The sequence below is a fragment of the Brevibacterium permense genome, from assembly GCF_025506275.1.
GTDB classification, from domain to species: Bacteria; Actinomycetota; Actinomycetes; order Actinomycetales; family Brevibacteriaceae; genus Brevibacterium; species Brevibacterium permense_A.
In genome coordinates, this window is sequence record NZ_QYCP01000096.1 from 171,574 (window position 1) to 187,861 (window position 16,288).

Consider the following 16,288-nt stretch of genomic DNA (forward strand, 5'->3'; position numbering starts at 1 on the left):
TACGACTCCTTCGTCGACTAGGGTCTGTATCGAGAACAGGAGTTTAAATCTCCACCTGGTGATTAAAACATATATGATTATTGTCGGACGCCGCCGACAATTCAAGGCTTCTGCGCAGAAAGGTTCAGCTATTGCCGAAGATCGTCGATCATGAGAAGCGAAAGGAGCTGATCGCGGACGCGGTGGTCAAGGTCATCGCCCGCGTGGGCTTCGAGCGGCTGACGATGCGTGAGCTCGCGGCCGAATTGGGGTACGCCCACGGCACGGTCGTGCGCTACTTCCCGAGCAAACGGGCGCTGCTGACGGCGTCGTTCCTCAACCTCTACAACCAGGCCGATGCCAGGATCGGCCGTGTTGTCGAGGGCAAGCGCGGATTCGATGCGCTCGATGCGATGTGCCGGGAAATCCTCCCGCTGGGTGAGAGCGGTCGCAAGGCCGCACGGGTCGTGCTCGCGTTCTGGGCCCGGGCCTCGCAGGATGATGAGATCATGGCCATTCACGACGAGAACAACAGTCGGTGGCGGCAGCAGATGCGCTCGTTCCTCGTGCAGGCCCGGGAGGACGGCGCTATGTGTCCGGACGTCGATATCGATATCGCGGCCTCGGAGCTGGCCGCCCGGAATGCGGGCTGGCAGATGCAGGCCTGCCTCATGGCCGAGGTCACGCCGGATGAAGTTATCGAGGAGTCGCTCAGGCGCCACATCGACTCTCTTCGCCGACGCTGACCTTCTCGCGTTGTTCGCCAATAGGCCTGCGCTGTTGTGCAAGCTCTGCGGCCGCGGAATGGTGGACAATGAGGATCGAATCACCGCCCGCCACAAGGAGTGCATCGAGCATGTCGAAGAAGATACTCATCATCGGAGCCGGATTCTCCGGACTCGTCGCGGCCCGCGAACTGCAGGCAGCAGGCGCGGAGGTCGAGGTGTTCGAGGCACGTGACCGAATCGGGGGCAGAGCCTGGACAGAGGAGCGGATGGGCTATCCGCTCGAACTCGGGGCCACCTGGGTGCACTGGATGCAGCCCTTCGTCTGGTCGGAGATCGCTCGCTACGGGCAGGAGATCTACCCCAGCCCGGATTACGACGGCGCCTATTGGATCACCGAGGGTCGCTGCGTCGCCGATGCGAAGGACCGGATGAATGAGCTGCTCGAACGCCCGCAGGCGAAGATCTTCGAGGGCTCGGAGGAGTTCTTCCCGTATCCGCATGATCCGCTCTATGTGCTCGGCGACCGGTACGACGGTCCTGAAGACGTGGTCGAACGGTTCAAGGCGGCTGATTCCGGAGGGGTCCTTGACGCGCTGCAGAACGGGGAGTTCTCCCAGGAGGAGATCGACCTCTGCGATGCCTATTGGTCGGCGGCCTATCAGGGTGATCTGGAGACGGCCTCGCCGCTTATGGCCAAGCATTGGGCGGCGCTGTCCGACCATCGGCTGTCGCTGCTCGACGAGCAGACCCTCGAATACAAGCTCACTCGGGGAATGCGCGGCCTCTACGAATCGATCGCTGCCGACCTCAGGTGTCCCATCCACCTCTCCACTCCGGTAGAGAGGATCGAACACGAAGGCGGCGCGCGGATCACGCTCGCCGACGGGGCGACCGTGGACGGGGACGCCGTCATCGTCACCGCCCCGGTGGGCGCGGTCAATACGATCGACTTTCAGCCGGCTCTGCCTGACTCGATCCAGCGTGTTGCCGCGGAGAAGACGAACAGCAAGGGCTGCAAGATCTGGATCAAGATCGACGGTCATCACTCGTTCCTCGCCTCGGCCCCCACGGGAAGCCCGCTGTCGATGATCAAGAGCGAATACTTCCTCGATGACGGCACCACCATCATGGTCGGCTTCGGGACGGATGCGACCGAGATCGATCTGCACGACAGGGAGCAGGTGCAGACGATCATGGATCAGTGGCGTGACGACATCACCGTCCTCGACTGTGATGGGCACGATTGGACGAACGACAGATGGAGTGGCCAGACCTGGGCGACCGTGAAGTCGGGACAGTTCATCGACGGTTGGTCGAACTTCCACAGCACTGACACCCGCATGTATTTCGCTGGTGCCGACTATGCCAAGGGTTGGAACGGAGTCTGCGTCGACGGCGCCATCGAAACCGGAATCACCACGGCGCGAAGAGTGCTGCGCGAACTCGCCTGACATGAGGTGAGTCGCAGGGGCCTCGGACCGACAAGGCGGTCAAAGGCCCACTTTCATCGACTGGGAGGCAGATGTCGAGCCGATGCTCTACCGTGCGTACACCTGTTTCCCGCCAAACCACGTCTGCTCGACGCGGGTATCGGCGAGGTCGGAGGGATCGGCGTTGAAGGGATCGCGGTCGAGGGCGATGAAGTCGGCGGACTTGCCGACGGTCAGGGAACCGCATTCGTCTTCGATGCCCATCGACTCCGCCCCGGAGAGCGTGAAGACTCTGATCGCTTCGGACAGCGTGATGGCCTGCTCGACCCACAGAGCGCCGGGATAGCGACCGCTGGGGTCTCGCCGTGTGACCAGGCCTTCGATTCCCTCCCAGGGATTCGGAGACGGTGAGACCGGCCAATCGGATCCGCCTGCCACTGTGACGCCGGCATCGATCTGGGCACGCACTGGCTGCATGCGCGAGGCACGTTCGGCCGGCAGCACCAGCTTGGCCGCCTCGGAGATCGGTCCCGGAGTCCAGATGAACGGTGAGATGTCGGCGTCGACGCCCAGAGCCGCCATCCGCACGATGTCGGAGTCGAGGACGAACTGGCCGTGCGCGACCTGAAAGCGGGTGTCGGTGAAGCCCTCGGCACGCAGGACTTCGACCGCGTTGATCACTGCGTTGACCGAGGCGTCGCCGGTGCAGTGGACCTTCGCAGACAGCCCGGCCTTCGCAGCCCTCCGCAGCCAGTCGAGCAGTTCGTCCGGGGCCAGGAGCGTCTGCCCGCAGTGATGATCGGCGTGCAGGCCATCGGGCAGATAGGGTTCGATGAACGCCCCGGTCTGAGTCGGAGGCACACCGTCGAGGAAGATCTTGACGAAATCGGGGCGGTGGTGGCGAGTGCGGTACTGCTCTCCGTCGAAGATGAGATCGTCGCCGATGGCGTCGAAGCCGAAGATCTCGTCATTGATGAGCATCGAGGATACAACCCACGCGTCGAGCTGCCCATCCTCGTCGAGGGAGGACAGAGCACGGAGGATCTGCGTCGAGACCCCAGCATCCTGGAAAGCGGTGATCCCGAAGGCATGGAGTTCTTCGATGGCCCGGCTCGAGGCCGCGCGTTCCTGAGAGGCAGTGAGCGCATTGGCTTCCGTCTGGAGAGCGGCCACAGGCAGTCCCGCGGATTCGAAGAGCACCCCGGTCGGGCAGTCGGCGATTCCGGCCAAGCGCAGAGCAGCGGTGTTCGCCCACCGGTTGTGGTGAGCGTCATCGGTGAGCACCACCGGGTGATCGCCGGAGGCCGCGTCGAGCTTCGCCAGCGCTTCGGTGGTGTTGATGGCATCGAGCGCATCGGAGGCCCAGGCGGAGCCGGCGATCCAGGCGCCCGGCTCTGCCGCACCCGAAGTGACGTGTGCGGCCACGGCCGCGACGATGTCGTCCACGCCGGCGCCGAGAGGCAGCTTCAGCTCGAAGAGCTCTTCTCTGCCGGAGACGAAGTGATGATTGTGGACATCGACGAATCCCGGCATGATGAAGGCTCCGCCCACATCGATGACTTCTGTGTCGGTATCGGCGTGGGTGAGCACTTCCTCGTCGGTGCCGAGCGCGACGATCCGGCCGTCGCATACGACGAAGCCGCCGGCGGTCGGCCGATCCGGATCGACTGTGTGGACTCGAGCATTGTGGAAGATCTGATGCATGCGGTGTTCTCCTTGAACTGGGGACTGGGATTCAGGTCTCGGTCACCGGAGAAGGTGCCTCCGGTGCGCGACGGGGATCGAACTGTTCGAGGTCGTCGGCGAGGCCGGCATAGATGTTCGGCCGGTTGGCCTTGAGCCAGGCTCCGTAGATCAGGCCGCCGACGGCAGTGATCGCCAGCAGCCATGGCAGCAGTCGGATGGTCTGCGCGTCGGAACCGGCGACGATGTCGAAGTTGGCGATCGCCATAACGACGATGGTGCCCAGGAGGAGGAAGCTGATCAGGGGTGCGACGAAGGTGGTGAGGATCTTCGGCGACTTGGCTCGCCGGAAGTGGACGAGGATCGACAGCGCGGCCAAGGTCTGCAGGTCGATGATCGAAAGGGTGCCGAAGCCGAGCATCGGCGGCACGATGGCTTCCATCGGATTGGCTCCGGCCAGCATGAAGACGAATGCCACGAGCGCGGCGAATCCGGCCTGGACGAGGCCCGCGGTGACCGGGGTGCCGTTCGACCCGGTGCGAGCCAGCACGGGAGGAAGGATCCGTGCCCGCCCCAGGGAATAGAGATAGCGTGTGGCCGAGTTGTGGAAGGCGAGCATGGCGGCGAAGAGGCTGACGAGCAGGAGGATGAGCATGATCGTCAGGTAGGTCGGGCCCACGTACTGTTCCGCAAGGCCGAACAGCAGGTCGCCGTCGGCCAGGTGCTCCGCGGCGACGCCCTGGGTCTCGGCGACGCCGATCGCGGACACTACCGCCCAAGTCGTCAGCCCGAGGATGAGGCCGATGGCGATGATCGCGGAATAGGTGGCACGGGGGATCGTCTTCAGCGGCTGCTTGGCCTCTTCGCCGAAGAGTGCGGTCGCCTCGAAGCCGAGGAAGCCGGTGGCGGCGATGAGGAGCCCGATGGGGAAAGAACCGGAGAAGACTGCGGCAGGGCTGAACGCCTCGAAGCTGTAACCTGTCTGGATCAGGACGGCGATGTCGAAGACGACGAGGAGGCCGACCTCGAGGATGAGCGCGATGCCCAGGATCTTCGATGAGAAGTCGACCCCGCGCCGGGCCATGAAGAAGGACGCGATGATCGAGGCCAGCCCCCAGACGTACCAGTGGACGTCGAGGCCGGTGAGGTCGGCGATGATCGTCTGCATGAAGAAGCCGCTGGTGCCGATGGTGCCGACGACGAAGAAATTGTATCCGATGGCGGCGATGAGTCCGGCGATGAGTCCGCCGGTACGTCCGAGTCCCTTGACGACGAAAGCGTAGAAGCCTCCGGCATTGACGAGTTCGCGGCTCATCTGCGCATAGCCGACCGAGAAGATGAGCAGAATGATCGCTACCGTGAAGAAAGATGCGGCGGATCCGCCGCCGTTGCCCAGGGCCATCGCCAGTCCCGCGACGACGACGATTCCGGTCAGGGGCGCGACTGCCGCCAGGACGAGGAAGACGATACCGGCCGTTCCCAGTGCGTTCTTCTTCAGCGTGCTCGAGGTGTGGTGGCTCAGATCTGTCATGATTGATTCCTTTCCGCTGATGCGGCCGACGACGGCGATGCGGGGTCCCCTGCCGCAGTCTCATGCAGCTCACGCCCGGGCCGACGGGTCAGCCATGCCGCACCGGCCATGGCGATGACGAGTGCGGCGAATGAAGCGACGATGAGGGACGTGAATCCGCCTGGGCCGGAGATGAGAGTTCCGGCGATGATCGGGCCGAGGGCGAAGCCGCCACCGATCATCAGATTGACGGTGTTCATCGTCTGCGGCCCTCCGCCGAGTGCCGAGACCGAGCCGATGAGATAAGGCAGGACGAAGGTCCAGCCGAACTTGAATAGGATCGCGGCCAGGGCGAAACGGATGAGCGCAGGGCCGCCGAGGAGCACGAGGACCGAAGCGGCGAGGACGACGAATCCTGCCAGCAGGAACACCCTGCGCTTGGGGCTCGATCCCAGGACGGTAGCCAACATCGCTGAGGCGATACCGGCGATGGTCGCGATCATGAGAACGATTGACACCGCATTCTCAGAATTGCCGGCCGCTGTCGCCAGCTGGCCCATGAACGTCCAGACGCCCGACAGTGCGATGTAGAAGAACAGAATGGAGACGAGTCCGGCGACGAAGTTCGGGATCTTCGCCGTGTCCAGCCGAGTCCGAATTGCGTTTCGGTCGGCCGCCTCGTCGGTTCCTCCGGCGGTCTTCTCCTTGCGGGAGGTATCAGGAGAACGCAGGGAGATGCCGCGCAGCATCGGCACGAAGAACAGACACAGAACCGACAGCCCGGCGAGGGTCCAGTACATCGCGGAGACATCAGAATCGGCGTAGAGGGCGGGAAAGACCGCGAGAATGAGCGCTCCCATGATCAGCTGACAGGTGACGAAGAGGCCGAAAGCTCGCCCTGGGTTCGCCGCCTTCGGACCCAGAGCCAGGAGGACGACGGTGATCGATCCAGCAGCCAGTGAAGTGATGATCCGGACGATCAGCAGAACTTCGAAGCTGGTGACGAATCCGGACAGGAGGTTGCCGAGGATGACTACTGCTGTGCAGAAGCCGACCGAGTGCACCAGCGGCACACGGTTGAGCCAGAGGTAGGCCGGCAGCGTTGCGAGGCTGAACGCTCCCAGTTCACAGGAGAACAGCAGTCCCGTCTGGCTCGAGTCAAGGCCGAATTTTGCGGTCAGTGGGAAGGCGATGACCGGAGCCACGAGCAGAATGGTGTAGAGAACGGCTGAGAACACTGCGGTGAGGATGTAGATTCTGCGTGAGAGAACAGCTCCGGACAGCACGGGCGAGGCCGGGGTGTCGCGCATGATTCGTGACCTTTCAACGATGAATGGTGCTGGGAGCAGGCGAAGGGCTCTGCGGGGCCGGTCGACGACTGTGCCGCAGCTCCGGGGGAACCCTGCGAATGTGACTTCGAGCGTAATTCTTCGCTGCCCGGCTCGGGTTGTCTCTGCGCGCACGGTTATGGGCTGAGAGTGTGAGAAGCCTCGAAGCGCTGGTGAACCGCCCCGCTGGGGATCGACAATGAGGGAAAGCACTTCAGCGCCGGCGGCCAGTCCACCCGGCCCCCGCTCATTGTTGAGAGGAAGAGGATGTCGGAAGCAGATACCGGACCCCAACGTGGCCGAGTCATAGTCATCACAGGAGGTGGCACGGGGATCGGTGCCGCCACCGCCGCCCGATATGCGGCCGAGGGCCATGTGGTCGTGATCCTCGGGCGCCGGTCCGCGCCTCTGGAGGAGGTCGCCGAGACGACCGGTGCCCACCCTATCGTCGCCGATGTTTCTGACCGCATTTCCTGTGAGGCAGCGATCGCCGAAATCTGCGATCGGTTCGGACGGGTCGATGTACTCATCGCCAACGCCGGCGGGCACGGGTTCGCCGCAGCGACAGAGACTGACGACGAAGCGTGGGCGCAGTCCTTCGACGGCAACGTCACCACAGCTTTCACCATCGCGCGAGCGGCATTGCCGCGAATGGAGGACAACGGCGGGCAGATCGTCATCGTCTCGTCACTGGCGGGACTGTTCGCCGGTCCATCAGTGGTCGGCTATACGGTGGGCAAGCATGCGCTCATCGGGCTGACGAAGTCCTTGGCTCGCGACTACTCGCAGCACGGAGTCCGCGTGAACGCTGTCTGCCCCGGCTGGGTCCGGACACCGATGGCCGACAGAGAGATGGACGAATTCGCCTCGCATGCCGAACATATCGACGATCGCGAAGCGGCATATGCCGAGATCACGAAAGATGTGCCCATGCGGCGAGCTGCCGTACCGGAGGAGATCGCCTCGGTGATCCGCTTCCTCGGCTCACCGGAGTCGTCCTATATCACCGGTGCGACGATCGTCGCCGACGGTGGTGCCCACATCGTTGATCTGCCCACACTGGGGTTCGAACACGCAGGAATGTGATCGCTCAGCCGCTCACCGACTGTCGGAGCTCACTGGGTGAGGTGCCGAAGCGAGCTCTGAACACCCGAGAGAAATGAGCCGGGTCCGGGAAGCCGTTCGCCGCTGCCAGAGATGCGATGGTGCGTGAGAAAAGTGCAGGGTCGAGGATGTCTGATCGGCATCGCTCCAGTCGCTTGTCCCTGATTAGCGCCGAGACCGTGGTGTCGGTGTCGGTGAAGAGATCGTGGAGGTGCCTGGTCGACATGAAGTGAGCAGCCGCGATCGAACTGGGCGTGAGGTCGTCGGCGAGGTTCGCGTCGATGAACCGATAGACCGTCTCCAGCTGGCTCTGCCGCGGGTCCGGGGTCCCGGAGTCGGTGCCCAAGGTCGTCGAAAGCAGAGCCTCGAGCAGTTCGAGCCCGCTCTGGGCGACTTGTCGCCGCGTGTGCAGCGGCAGCGCGGTGATCGTCGAAGGGATCTGTTCGAGCAGCTTCGTCACTATCGAACCGAGCGCGCTGTCGCCGCCGAGGCTGACCGCCGTCAGCTGCTCGACAACCGTTGCCGGCAGGCTCAGCTGATCCTTGGGAAACATCATGACGAGGTTGGACACGACATCGTCGAACATCAGTGAATACGGCCGAGACGTGTCGTAGAGCGCGAGGTCACCTGGGCGGATGAGGACTTCCCTGCCGTCCTGGACGAGGACCCCGCTGCCGGAGAGCAGCATATTGAGTTTGAAGTACCCGCTTCCGCCGGCGGCGATGGTCGTCGGCGTCCGCTCGACCAGATGCGGCTGGGTCTTCAGCGTGGTAAACACTGCTCTGTCGGCGCTGGAGGTGCTCACCTGTGCCGCGAAGGGCCTGTCGCTCGCTCCGGAGACGGTGAGCGGAACGAAGGAACGCGAGACGATGTCACGGAACTCCGGGATCGAGTTCGCGCGCGTCTTCGAGTCCCTCGATGGACCCGACTGCGGATCCGTCGTTGTGGTTGTCGTCATCGTCGACATCATGCCTCCTTGCACACGTGCCATTCTCAGTGTAAGCGCTCAGATGCTGACTTCGCCCAAGGACTCTTCGAGGGCATCGAGCATCAACGGCAGCTCTGCGGGGCCGAACGCCAGCGGCGGACGGACTTTGAGCACGCTGTCATTTCGTCCGATCCGGGAGATGATGACGTGCTTGGCCTTCATCGCCTCGACCACCTGCTTGGTCAGTGCGGGGGCGGGTTCATCGTCGACGGCGAAGTCGAGTCCGAGGAACATGCCGGCGCCTTTCGCCGTACGCACGAAGTCGTGACGGGCGGCGAAGTCCTCGAAGCGCTCCAGCGCCCGAATGCCCAGCTGACGTGCCTGGGCCATGAGGTCTTTGTCTGCCATCTCGTCGAGGACCGCCTGACCGACGGCGGCGGAGACCGGGTTCCCGGCGAAGGTGTTGAAGTATTCGTTGTACGGACCGAACTCGTCCATCATCGCCGCCGAGGTGATCACCGCCGACATCGGGTGTCCGTTGCCCATCGGCTTGCCCAGGGTGACGAGGTCGGGGGAGAGCCCCGCACGCTGATAGCCCCACATATGTGTGCCGGTGCGCCCGAATCCCGACTGCACCTCGTCGGCGATGACGAGACCACCGGCGGCGCGGATCCGCTCCACGATTCCCGCGGCCAGGCCTTCGGGCAGACGCGGCATCCCCTCGGTGGAGAACAGCCAGTCGAATAGGCAGGCCGCGACTCCGTACCCGGCCTCCTGAAGGGAGGCGATCGCTGAGTCGAGTTCGGCTAGGGTGGCCGCCAGGACTTCCGACTCCGGCCTGGGGTCGACGTCGAGGTCGGGGATGCGCAGGGTCCGCACGTGCGGTCCAAGTCCTTCTCGGGTCTTGAGGCCAGTCGTCATCTGGGCCAGAGAGATCGTCGTGCCGTGGTAGCTGAAGTCGGAGACGATGAGTCCGGTTGCGTCGGTGAGCTGGCGGGAGATGCGCAGCGCCAATTCGTTGGCTTCGGATCCGGAATTGCCGAAGAAGACCCTGTCGAGTCGTTCCTCGAAGGTCGACAGCAGCGCTTCGGAGTAGTCGACGATCCGGGAATTGAGATAGCGGGTGTGGACGTTGAGGGTGGCTGCCTGTTCACACATGGCTGTGACGACGCGGTCATTGCAGTGCCCGACATGCGGAACATTGTTATAGCCGTCGAGGTATTTCTCTCCTTCGGCGTCGGTGAACCAGACGCCCTTGGCGGAGACGAACTCGAGCGGTTCGTCGTAGAACAGGGGTGAGTAGGGGCCGATGGTGTGATTGCGGCGAGTGATGAGGCTGCTCATAGGGTGACTCCTTCGGGCTCGGACGATTCGACGAGGGCGGAGGCCAGGCCGACGAGGTGGGGCAGGACGTCGTGGACGTGGAATTCTGCGGCGGGCTCGCCTCGGCGGTCGGCCGCCCAGCCAAGGTAGGTCAGGCCGCGGGCGACGAGGATGGCGGGGAAGACGGCAAAGTCTTCGGCATCGAGCCGGCGGTGTCGCTGATAGCCGCTGAACAACGCTGCCTGGTATTCGTCTCGTCGGGGATGGTGTGTGAAGAAGTACAGAGCGGTGGCGAGATCGAACAGATGCCATCCGGCGGCGAAATCGTCGAAGTCGATGAGGACCAGGCCGTTCTCAGTGCGCAGCACATTCTCCGGTGTGAGGTCAGCATGGATCGGACCGTAACGATCGGCGCGATGACCGTAGTTGCCGAGGCGGTCGCGAATGACGGAGATCGCGGCCTCGAGCGTACGGCGGTCAGCGGAACGGTCTGCGTCGTTGAGCTCGACGACGCGCAAGGGGAACCCCCAGAGAGCATCGGTGCCGATGAGGCCGTCGGCGTCCCAGCTCGGATGGGATTCGGAGACGGAGAATCCTGAATCCACTGTCGCCAGGTGAGCCTGCGCGATGAGCTCGCCGAGCTCATGGAAGTCCTCACGGGCAAGCGCCGCGGTTCCGTCGAAAGCAGTATTTTCGTCGCCGAAGTTGCCGAGATTGGGAATGTAGTGCTGGAGATCGATCTGATGCTCGCCGCTCGGGTGATCGTGACCGACGCGGACGAAGCTGCGGTCTCCGGAGGCAGGGATGAACTGCGGCACACGTACCCCGCGTCCTGCGAGGGCGCGGACGAATCCGATTTCCCTCCCCAGCTCCTCATCGGAGTGATAGCCCTGCCGATGGACGCGGACGACGTAGTCGGAGCTTTCATGGTTGAGAGCGAAGACACTGTTCTCTCGACGTTTGAGCAGCTTCAGCTCGATGCCGGAGGGAAGACCGAACTCTGGAAGTGCGGTGCGAACGAGTTCTTCAGCGGCTCGAACCGCCGCAGATTCGGATTCCTGGTGGTGCTCGCCCATCGACTTCATCGTCCCTTCTGCGAAGTGGCTTCTCCGGATTTCTATACTCGCAGTATAGAGTCTGTACTGAGAATATACACCACTGCGAAGAGGCAGAATCGTCTCTGGAGGGAGTGACACGTGGCCACGAAGGTGCAGACGGCAGTAACGGGCGGGACTCTGCGAGAGCGGCGCAGAGAGCAGACGCGGGCCGATACGGTGGCTGGAGTCCTCGCGGTGATCGATTCACAGGGATTCGAGAAATTGACCATCGAGCGGATCGCGACTGCCGCCGGCGTATCGCGGGGTACGGTATATGCGCACTTTCCCGGCGGTTTGTCGGAGATGGTTGCGGCCGCGTATGCCGAGATCGGCCATCGGATCGTCGCCGAGACCGCTGCGGAAGCGAGCACAGCGGAGGACTGGCGCGAAGAGCTTCTGGCTCATGCCCGAGCCATGTTCGAATTCGCTGCGAATACGCAGAGCGGCTACTTCTACAATGTCTCGGGACCCGCTTTCATCGGCTCCGGCGAGGCTCGGGGAATTGGATCCGGAGCCGGTCGGAAGGCGATCGCCGAAGCTCTCGAACGTGCACAGAGGAATGGCGAACTGAGCAGTGATTTGGTCCCCGGCGCCGTGGCGACGCTGCTGATCGGCGCAATTCGAGAGGCGTCGGCGGCGATCGCCTCCGACGCGGCAGAGCCGACGGAGCAGCTCACTGCCTTCATTGCGCTGGTGGACGGACTGGACTAGAGCCTGACGGCCCCCGCTGTCCGAAAGCTGCCTCGACCTCTGAATGCGGAAGGGCGAAGCTCGTGTGCCCACCACGACCGGTCATGTCCTCCGCAGCCACAAGGGCGTTGACCACGGATTCCTCCGTCGCCTGCACGACTGCCTCGAAGAGCGGGTCGATCCGTCCCCAGGCGAGATGCTCAAGAGACTGGACGAGCGGGCCACGTTCGGACATCGAGGATCGGAGTCCGCCCTCGTTGGCCGTCGAGAGGCCGAGGAAGATGTCGCCGGAGAAGTGGCTGCCGGTGGTTCCGGTCCTGGCCAGGCCCAGAGGCACTCGCCTGGCCAGAGCCTCGCACTGGCGGGGCAGGAGCGGGGCATCGGTGGCGATGATGACGATGACGCTCCCGGCTCCCGGCGTCGGCTCGGTGCCTGAGATCTCCTGATCAAACCAGCCGGTGGTCTCCATAGAGTTCGGCGCGGCAGAATCGCGGCCCAGGTGCCGACCGGAGAGCGTGAGTTCACGACGTGCGCCGAAGTTTGCCTGGACCAACGCTCCGAGCGTGAACGTCTTTCCTCCGCAGTCGACACGTCTCGACGAGGTTCCCGTTCCGCCCTTGAACCCGTAGCAATTCATCCCGGTTCCGCCGCCCACATTGCCTTCTGCCACGGGTCCCGAATGTGCGGCATCGATTGCCGACACTGCGTGATGAGGCCGGACTGTCTCGGCATTGATGGAGTTGAGGTATCCGTCCCAGGTCTCTCCGACCGTCGGCAGCATCCAGGCTGAGGCGGCAGTGGGATGATGTTCGGTCATCCATCGTTCGACCCCCGAATGCACGGCACCGACAGCGTGGGAATTCGTGATTGCGATGGGGGTCTGCAACTGACCTGACTCTTCGATCCATGATCTGCCGGTCAGCTCGCCGTTGCCGTTGAGCACGGCCACTCCGGCGGCGCAGGGAAGATGAGCCTTGGCTGTTCCGCGGGGCAGAATCGCAGTCACACCTGTTCTGGTCACCACCGGCTCGTCGCGGATGATCGTCTCGAATCCGACCTCGAGCCCCGGAACATCCGTGATCGCATTCCATGGTCCCGGCATTCCGTCGAACGGCACACCGAAGTCGCGTGCACGAAGAGGGGTGCGGCTCGCTTCAGCTTCTGAATTCAGTTTAAACATTGTTTAATAGCTCCTTTGCGTCATACACTATTAAATCAGATGCCCAGGGTGGATGAACTGAACAAAGTTCAATATGAACAGTTGATCGCAAACCCTGAGACATCGGCGTCGCGCGGACGGTGCGGCGTGACTGAGAATGCAGACAAAGGAGTCGCAATGCACTCACAGACCTCTCACCCCTACTCAGAGGGGTCAGCGCTGGCGTCCGGCCGACTCGGCACTTGGGACATCGTCTTCTTCGTCGTCTCTGCCGCAGCGCCGTTGACGGTCATCGTCAGCGGCGCGATCACATCGTTTCGGATGGGCGGTGTCGGCGCACCGGGCGCGATCGCCTTCTGCGCCGTGATTCTCATCCTGTTCGCTCTCGGATTCACTGCGATGTCGAAGAGCGTGAGGAATGCCGGTGCTTTCTACGCCTATGTCTCACATGGACTCGGCAAACCGTGGGGACTCGGCGTTTCGTCAGTCACGGTCTTCGCCTATGTCGCACTCGTCATTTCGTTCTACGGCTTCATCGGCTTCTTCGCACAGTTCACAGCATTGGAGCTGTTTGGGATCGATCTTCCGTGGGGCGTCTGGTCGCTGCTGGCCGTGGCGATCGTCGCCTTCCTCGGATATCGCAAGATCGACGTCGGCGCGAAGGTGCTGGCGGTCCTGTTGACCGCAGAGGTGGCCATCCTTCTCGTACTGGCGGTCAGCGCCCTCGCCGATGGCGGGCCGGAGCCGTGGAGCCTGGCCTCGTTCGACCCGGCGAATGTCTTCTTCGCACCGGCGGCCGGAACCCTGTTCGTCATGGGCTTCGGAGCCTATCTCGGCTTCGAGAGCACAGCAATCTATGCCGAAGAGGCCAAGGACTCCGATAAGACTGTGCCGCGTGCGACGATCATCGCCGTGGCATTCCTCGGGATCTTCTATGGCTTTACCTTCTGGATCCTCACTGTCGCGTTCGGTGCCGAGGGCGTCGTGGAGATGGCTCGGAGCGACTCTTTCGAGACCATGGTCATTACCGGCACCGGCGACCTCGCCGGCGCCTGGGCGGCATTCGTCATGAAGATCCTCATCGTCACGAGCTTCTTCGCCTGTGTCCTGTCGTTTCACAATGCGTGCAGCCGCTACCTGTTCTCGTTGGGCCGTGAAAGGCTCCTTCCTCGCGTGCTCGGCCGCGCCAGCTCGAGACATGGCGCTCCTGCCGTGGCGAGCCTGACCGTTAGCGGCGCCTCCGCCATCGGAGTTTTCGTGGCAGTGATCGTCAAGGCGGACCCCTTCCTCGGACTGGCGCTGTGGACCTATGCCACGGGCGTCCAGGGACTGGTGTTCGCTCAGGCCGTCACCTCGGTGGCCGTCGTCATGTACTTCCTGCGAAATCGGCGAGGACACAGCCTGTTCCGAGTGACGATCGCTCCGATCCTCGGAGCGATCGGCCTGATAATCGGCTATATTCTCATCGCCACGAACTTCGAAGTCGTGACTGGGCTCAACGGTGTCATCAATGTGCTTCTCCTGTTGCCCACCCCGTTGCTGTTCATCGGCGGAATCATCATTTCCCTGACCATCAGGGCCAAGAAGCCCGAATACTATGAAGGTCTCAACCAGAATGCGAACAGCGACTGAAAGCAGGGATGATCGCAAGTGGCGGAGGTCGCATACAATTGCGGCTATGAGTTCTGCCGATCAGCGTCGCCTCGAACGCCAGGATGAGATTGTTCGAGCATATTGGCGTGCGGCGAGAGCGAAGCCCGGGCGCAGTGTCAACATCCGCACAGTTGCCGGCGAAGCCGATATGAGTCCGGGGAACGTTCTCCATTACTTCGATACTCTCAAGGACCTCCAGTTCGCTGCGATCAATGGAGCGATGGAGGAATTCTGGGGTCACCGACAGGAGATTCTGGACCGGCGGGTAAGCGCTTCCGAACGACTCTGGGCCATGATCGATGCCGGTGTTCCGGACGTCATCAGTGCGGAGCTGAGGCACGTCTACGAAAGTGTGTCGGTCCTGGCTGAGCATCCGGAATTCCTCCACGCGCATCGGAATCTGACGGAGCGTCAGATCATGCTCTACCGGACATTGATCGAGATCGGCGCAGGCACAGGAGAGTTCACTCCAGCGTCGCCGATGCGAATGATTGCTCGCAACTTGGTAGCACTGGAAGACGCCTACGACCTCTATCCGCTTGTCGGAGACAAAACGCCGCGGGACGAATGCCGCGCCGCGGTCCGCAGTTACGCGGTGGTAGCACTGCGCATCTCAGAACCAGAAGAATCGAGCAGTTCGGCCCGAAAATGCTGAACGTCCTCCAGTTAGCTTCGATGTCACGATATGTACATCGACGAACGGATATTGGGCTTTAAAGAGTCCAGGCGCCGTCGGTGAAGTAGCCGTCGATGAATCCGGGCAGGCGCTGTCCGTCCTTCGCGGTCTCGAGCGTGTACGGGGCGACGTGGAAGCCGGCCTTGTCGACCTCGCCGCCCATTTCGTCGAGGAGTTCGTCGAAGGTGACGGTGGCGGCTTCTTCTCCGCCGGCCGGGTGTTTGATCGTGGCCGCGTCCCATTCCTCGCGGCTGAGGTCCCGGATGGGTCCGGTTGCGCCGTTGAGTGTGCGGTCGGCAGTGTCGTCGTGGATGAGGACGGGGGTGCCGTCTGCGAGGAATTGGTGGGGCAGTGCCTCAGTTTCCGAATGCCTGCTTCGTATGCGAGCGGCCGACGAAGGCCATGATGATGAGGAAGATGCCGAAGATGATCGTGTAGATCGCGATAATCCAAACCAGCGCGAGCAATGCGGCTCCCGGGTTGGAGAAGACGACGATGAACATGATGACGGCGAAGATGATGTCGAGGACTCCGAGGGCCTTCGACCATCCCTTGAATGATTTCGAGGCGACGCTGAGGATGCCACGGATGAGCATGCCCGAAGCCATCATCAGCAGGATGACGGTGCCGCCCATGACGGCGAAGGACAGCGGCACGATCATGATGATGACGCCGGAGACGACGTAGGCGATGCCGGCGCCGAGTTCCCAGCCCCATGAAAGGTTCTGTCTGCGAGCGTGCAGAGCATGAGTGATTTCGAGGATGCCGTCGACGATGAGCCAAGCACCCACCCAGATTCCCAGGGCCACTGCCATTGCGGCGGGTGCGGCGACGAGGAGTATGCCGAAGAGGACGGCCAGGACGCCGCGGATCAGCACCGCCCAGAAGGCGCCCTTGCCGAGTTCTGTCATGAGCGAACGGACCGCGTCTGAAGCATCAGTGGGGTTCTGGGGTGTGGCCATGGTTCCTCCTGGTGACTGCGCCTATGATTGCCACCAGT

Annotated in this window: 15 protein-coding genes; 6 read left to right on the forward strand and 9 right to left on the reverse strand. The window is 62.9% G+C overall.

What is annotated here, in order from left to right; all coding sequences use genetic code 11:
• Positions 1–131 precede the first annotated feature (131 nt).
• Positions 132–725, forward strand: coding sequence for a TetR/AcrR family transcriptional regulator (locus tag D3I60_RS18450; RefSeq protein WP_262778330.1), 594 nt, complete (start codon positions 132–134; stop codon positions 723–725).
• 110 nt (positions 726–835) lie between these two features.
• A complete protein-coding gene (locus D3I60_RS18455; RefSeq protein WP_262778333.1) occupies positions 836–2,158 on the forward strand; it encodes an NAD(P)/FAD-dependent oxidoreductase in 1,323 nt (440 codons plus the stop codon).
• An 87-nt stretch (positions 2,159–2,245) separates the two neighbouring features.
• Here D3I60_RS18455 and D3I60_RS18460 read toward each other — a convergent pair whose 3' ends face one another.
• From D3I60_RS18460 to D3I60_RS18470, 3 genes are read right to left on the reverse strand one after another with little or no spacing between them, the layout of a single operon-like run.
• Entirely contained in the window at positions 2,246–3,841 is a 1,596-nt protein-coding gene (locus D3I60_RS18460) for an amidohydrolase (RefSeq protein WP_262778336.1), read from the reverse strand.
• Between the two features lie 31 nt (positions 3,842–3,872).
• Positions 3,873–5,351 carry an APC family permease gene (locus D3I60_RS18465; protein ID WP_262778339.1) on the reverse strand — a complete coding sequence of 493 codons (1,479 nt, stop codon included), beginning with the start codon at positions 5,349–5,351 and terminating at the stop codon, positions 3,873–3,875.
• A complete protein-coding gene (locus D3I60_RS18470) occupies positions 5,348–6,640 on the reverse strand; it encodes an MFS transporter (protein WP_262778342.1) in 1,293 nt (430 codons plus the stop codon). Before D3I60_RS18470 ends, D3I60_RS18465 begins: the two co-directional genes overlap by 4 nt.
• A 285-nt stretch (positions 6,641–6,925) precedes the next feature.
• Here D3I60_RS18470 and D3I60_RS18475 point away from each other — a divergent pair, with 285 nt between their 5' ends.
• Positions 6,926–7,744: an SDR family NAD(P)-dependent oxidoreductase gene (locus D3I60_RS18475; RefSeq protein ID WP_262778344.1), complete on the forward strand. Its 819-nt coding sequence runs from the start codon at positions 6,926–6,928 to the stop codon at positions 7,742–7,744.
• A 4-nt stretch (positions 7,745–7,748) separates the two neighbouring features.
• Here the strand turns inward: D3I60_RS18475 and D3I60_RS18480 are convergent, their stop codons facing one another.
• From D3I60_RS18480 to D3I60_RS18490, 3 genes are read right to left on the reverse strand one after another with little or no spacing between them, the layout of a single operon-like run.
• Positions 7,749–8,720, reverse strand: a complete 972-nt coding sequence (locus tag D3I60_RS18480) for a helix-turn-helix domain-containing protein (RefSeq protein ID WP_262778346.1) — start codon at positions 8,718–8,720, stop codon at positions 7,749–7,751.
• A gap of 48 nt (positions 8,721–8,768) precedes the next feature.
• Positions 8,769–10,034, reverse strand: a complete 1,266-nt coding sequence (locus D3I60_RS18485; RefSeq protein ID WP_262778347.1) for an aspartate aminotransferase family protein — start codon at positions 10,032–10,034, stop codon at positions 8,769–8,771.
• Positions 10,031–11,098: a phosphotransferase enzyme family protein gene (locus D3I60_RS18490; RefSeq protein WP_262778349.1), complete on the reverse strand. Its 1,068-nt coding sequence runs from the start codon at positions 11,096–11,098 to the stop codon at positions 10,031–10,033. The genes D3I60_RS18485 and D3I60_RS18490 overlap by 4 nt, the downstream gene beginning before the upstream one ends.
• Positions 11,099–11,209: 111 nt before the next feature.
• Here D3I60_RS18490 and D3I60_RS18495 point away from each other — a divergent pair, with 111 nt between their 5' ends.
• Positions 11,210–11,821, forward strand: coding sequence for a TetR/AcrR family transcriptional regulator (locus tag D3I60_RS18495; protein ID WP_262778351.1), 612 nt, complete (start codon positions 11,210–11,212; stop codon positions 11,819–11,821).
• Here D3I60_RS18495 and D3I60_RS18500 read toward each other — a convergent pair.
• Positions 11,793–12,980 carry a DmpA family aminopeptidase gene (locus D3I60_RS18500; RefSeq protein ID WP_262778353.1) on the reverse strand — a complete coding sequence of 396 codons (1,188 nt, stop codon included), beginning with the start codon at positions 12,978–12,980 and terminating at the stop codon, positions 11,793–11,795. The two genes, D3I60_RS18495 and D3I60_RS18500, sit on opposite strands and share 29 nt — an antisense overlap.
• A gap of 156 nt (positions 12,981–13,136) precedes the next feature.
• On the opposite strand from D3I60_RS18500, the gene D3I60_RS18505 reads away from it, so the two are divergent.
• Positions 13,137–14,591, forward strand: coding sequence for an APC family permease (locus D3I60_RS18505; protein WP_262778354.1), 1,455 nt, complete (start codon positions 13,137–13,139; stop codon positions 14,589–14,591).
• A gap of 46 nt (positions 14,592–14,637) precedes the next feature.
• Positions 14,638–15,267, forward strand: coding sequence for a TetR/AcrR family transcriptional regulator (locus D3I60_RS18510; RefSeq protein WP_262778355.1), 630 nt, complete (start codon positions 14,638–14,640; stop codon positions 15,265–15,267).
• Positions 15,268–15,325: 58 nt separating this feature from the next.
• On the opposite strand, the gene D3I60_RS18515 is transcribed toward D3I60_RS18510, so the two are convergent.
• Positions 15,326–15,451: a hypothetical protein gene (locus D3I60_RS18515; RefSeq protein ID WP_262778357.1), complete on the reverse strand. Its 126-nt coding sequence runs from the start codon at positions 15,449–15,451 to the stop codon at positions 15,326–15,328.
• A 193-nt stretch (positions 15,452–15,644) separates the two neighbouring features.
• Complete coding sequence (locus D3I60_RS18520) at positions 15,645–16,250, reverse strand: HdeD family acid-resistance protein (RefSeq protein ID WP_262778359.1); 606 nt, start codon at positions 16,248–16,250, stop codon at positions 15,645–15,647.
• Positions 16,251–16,288: the final 38 nt, after the last annotated feature.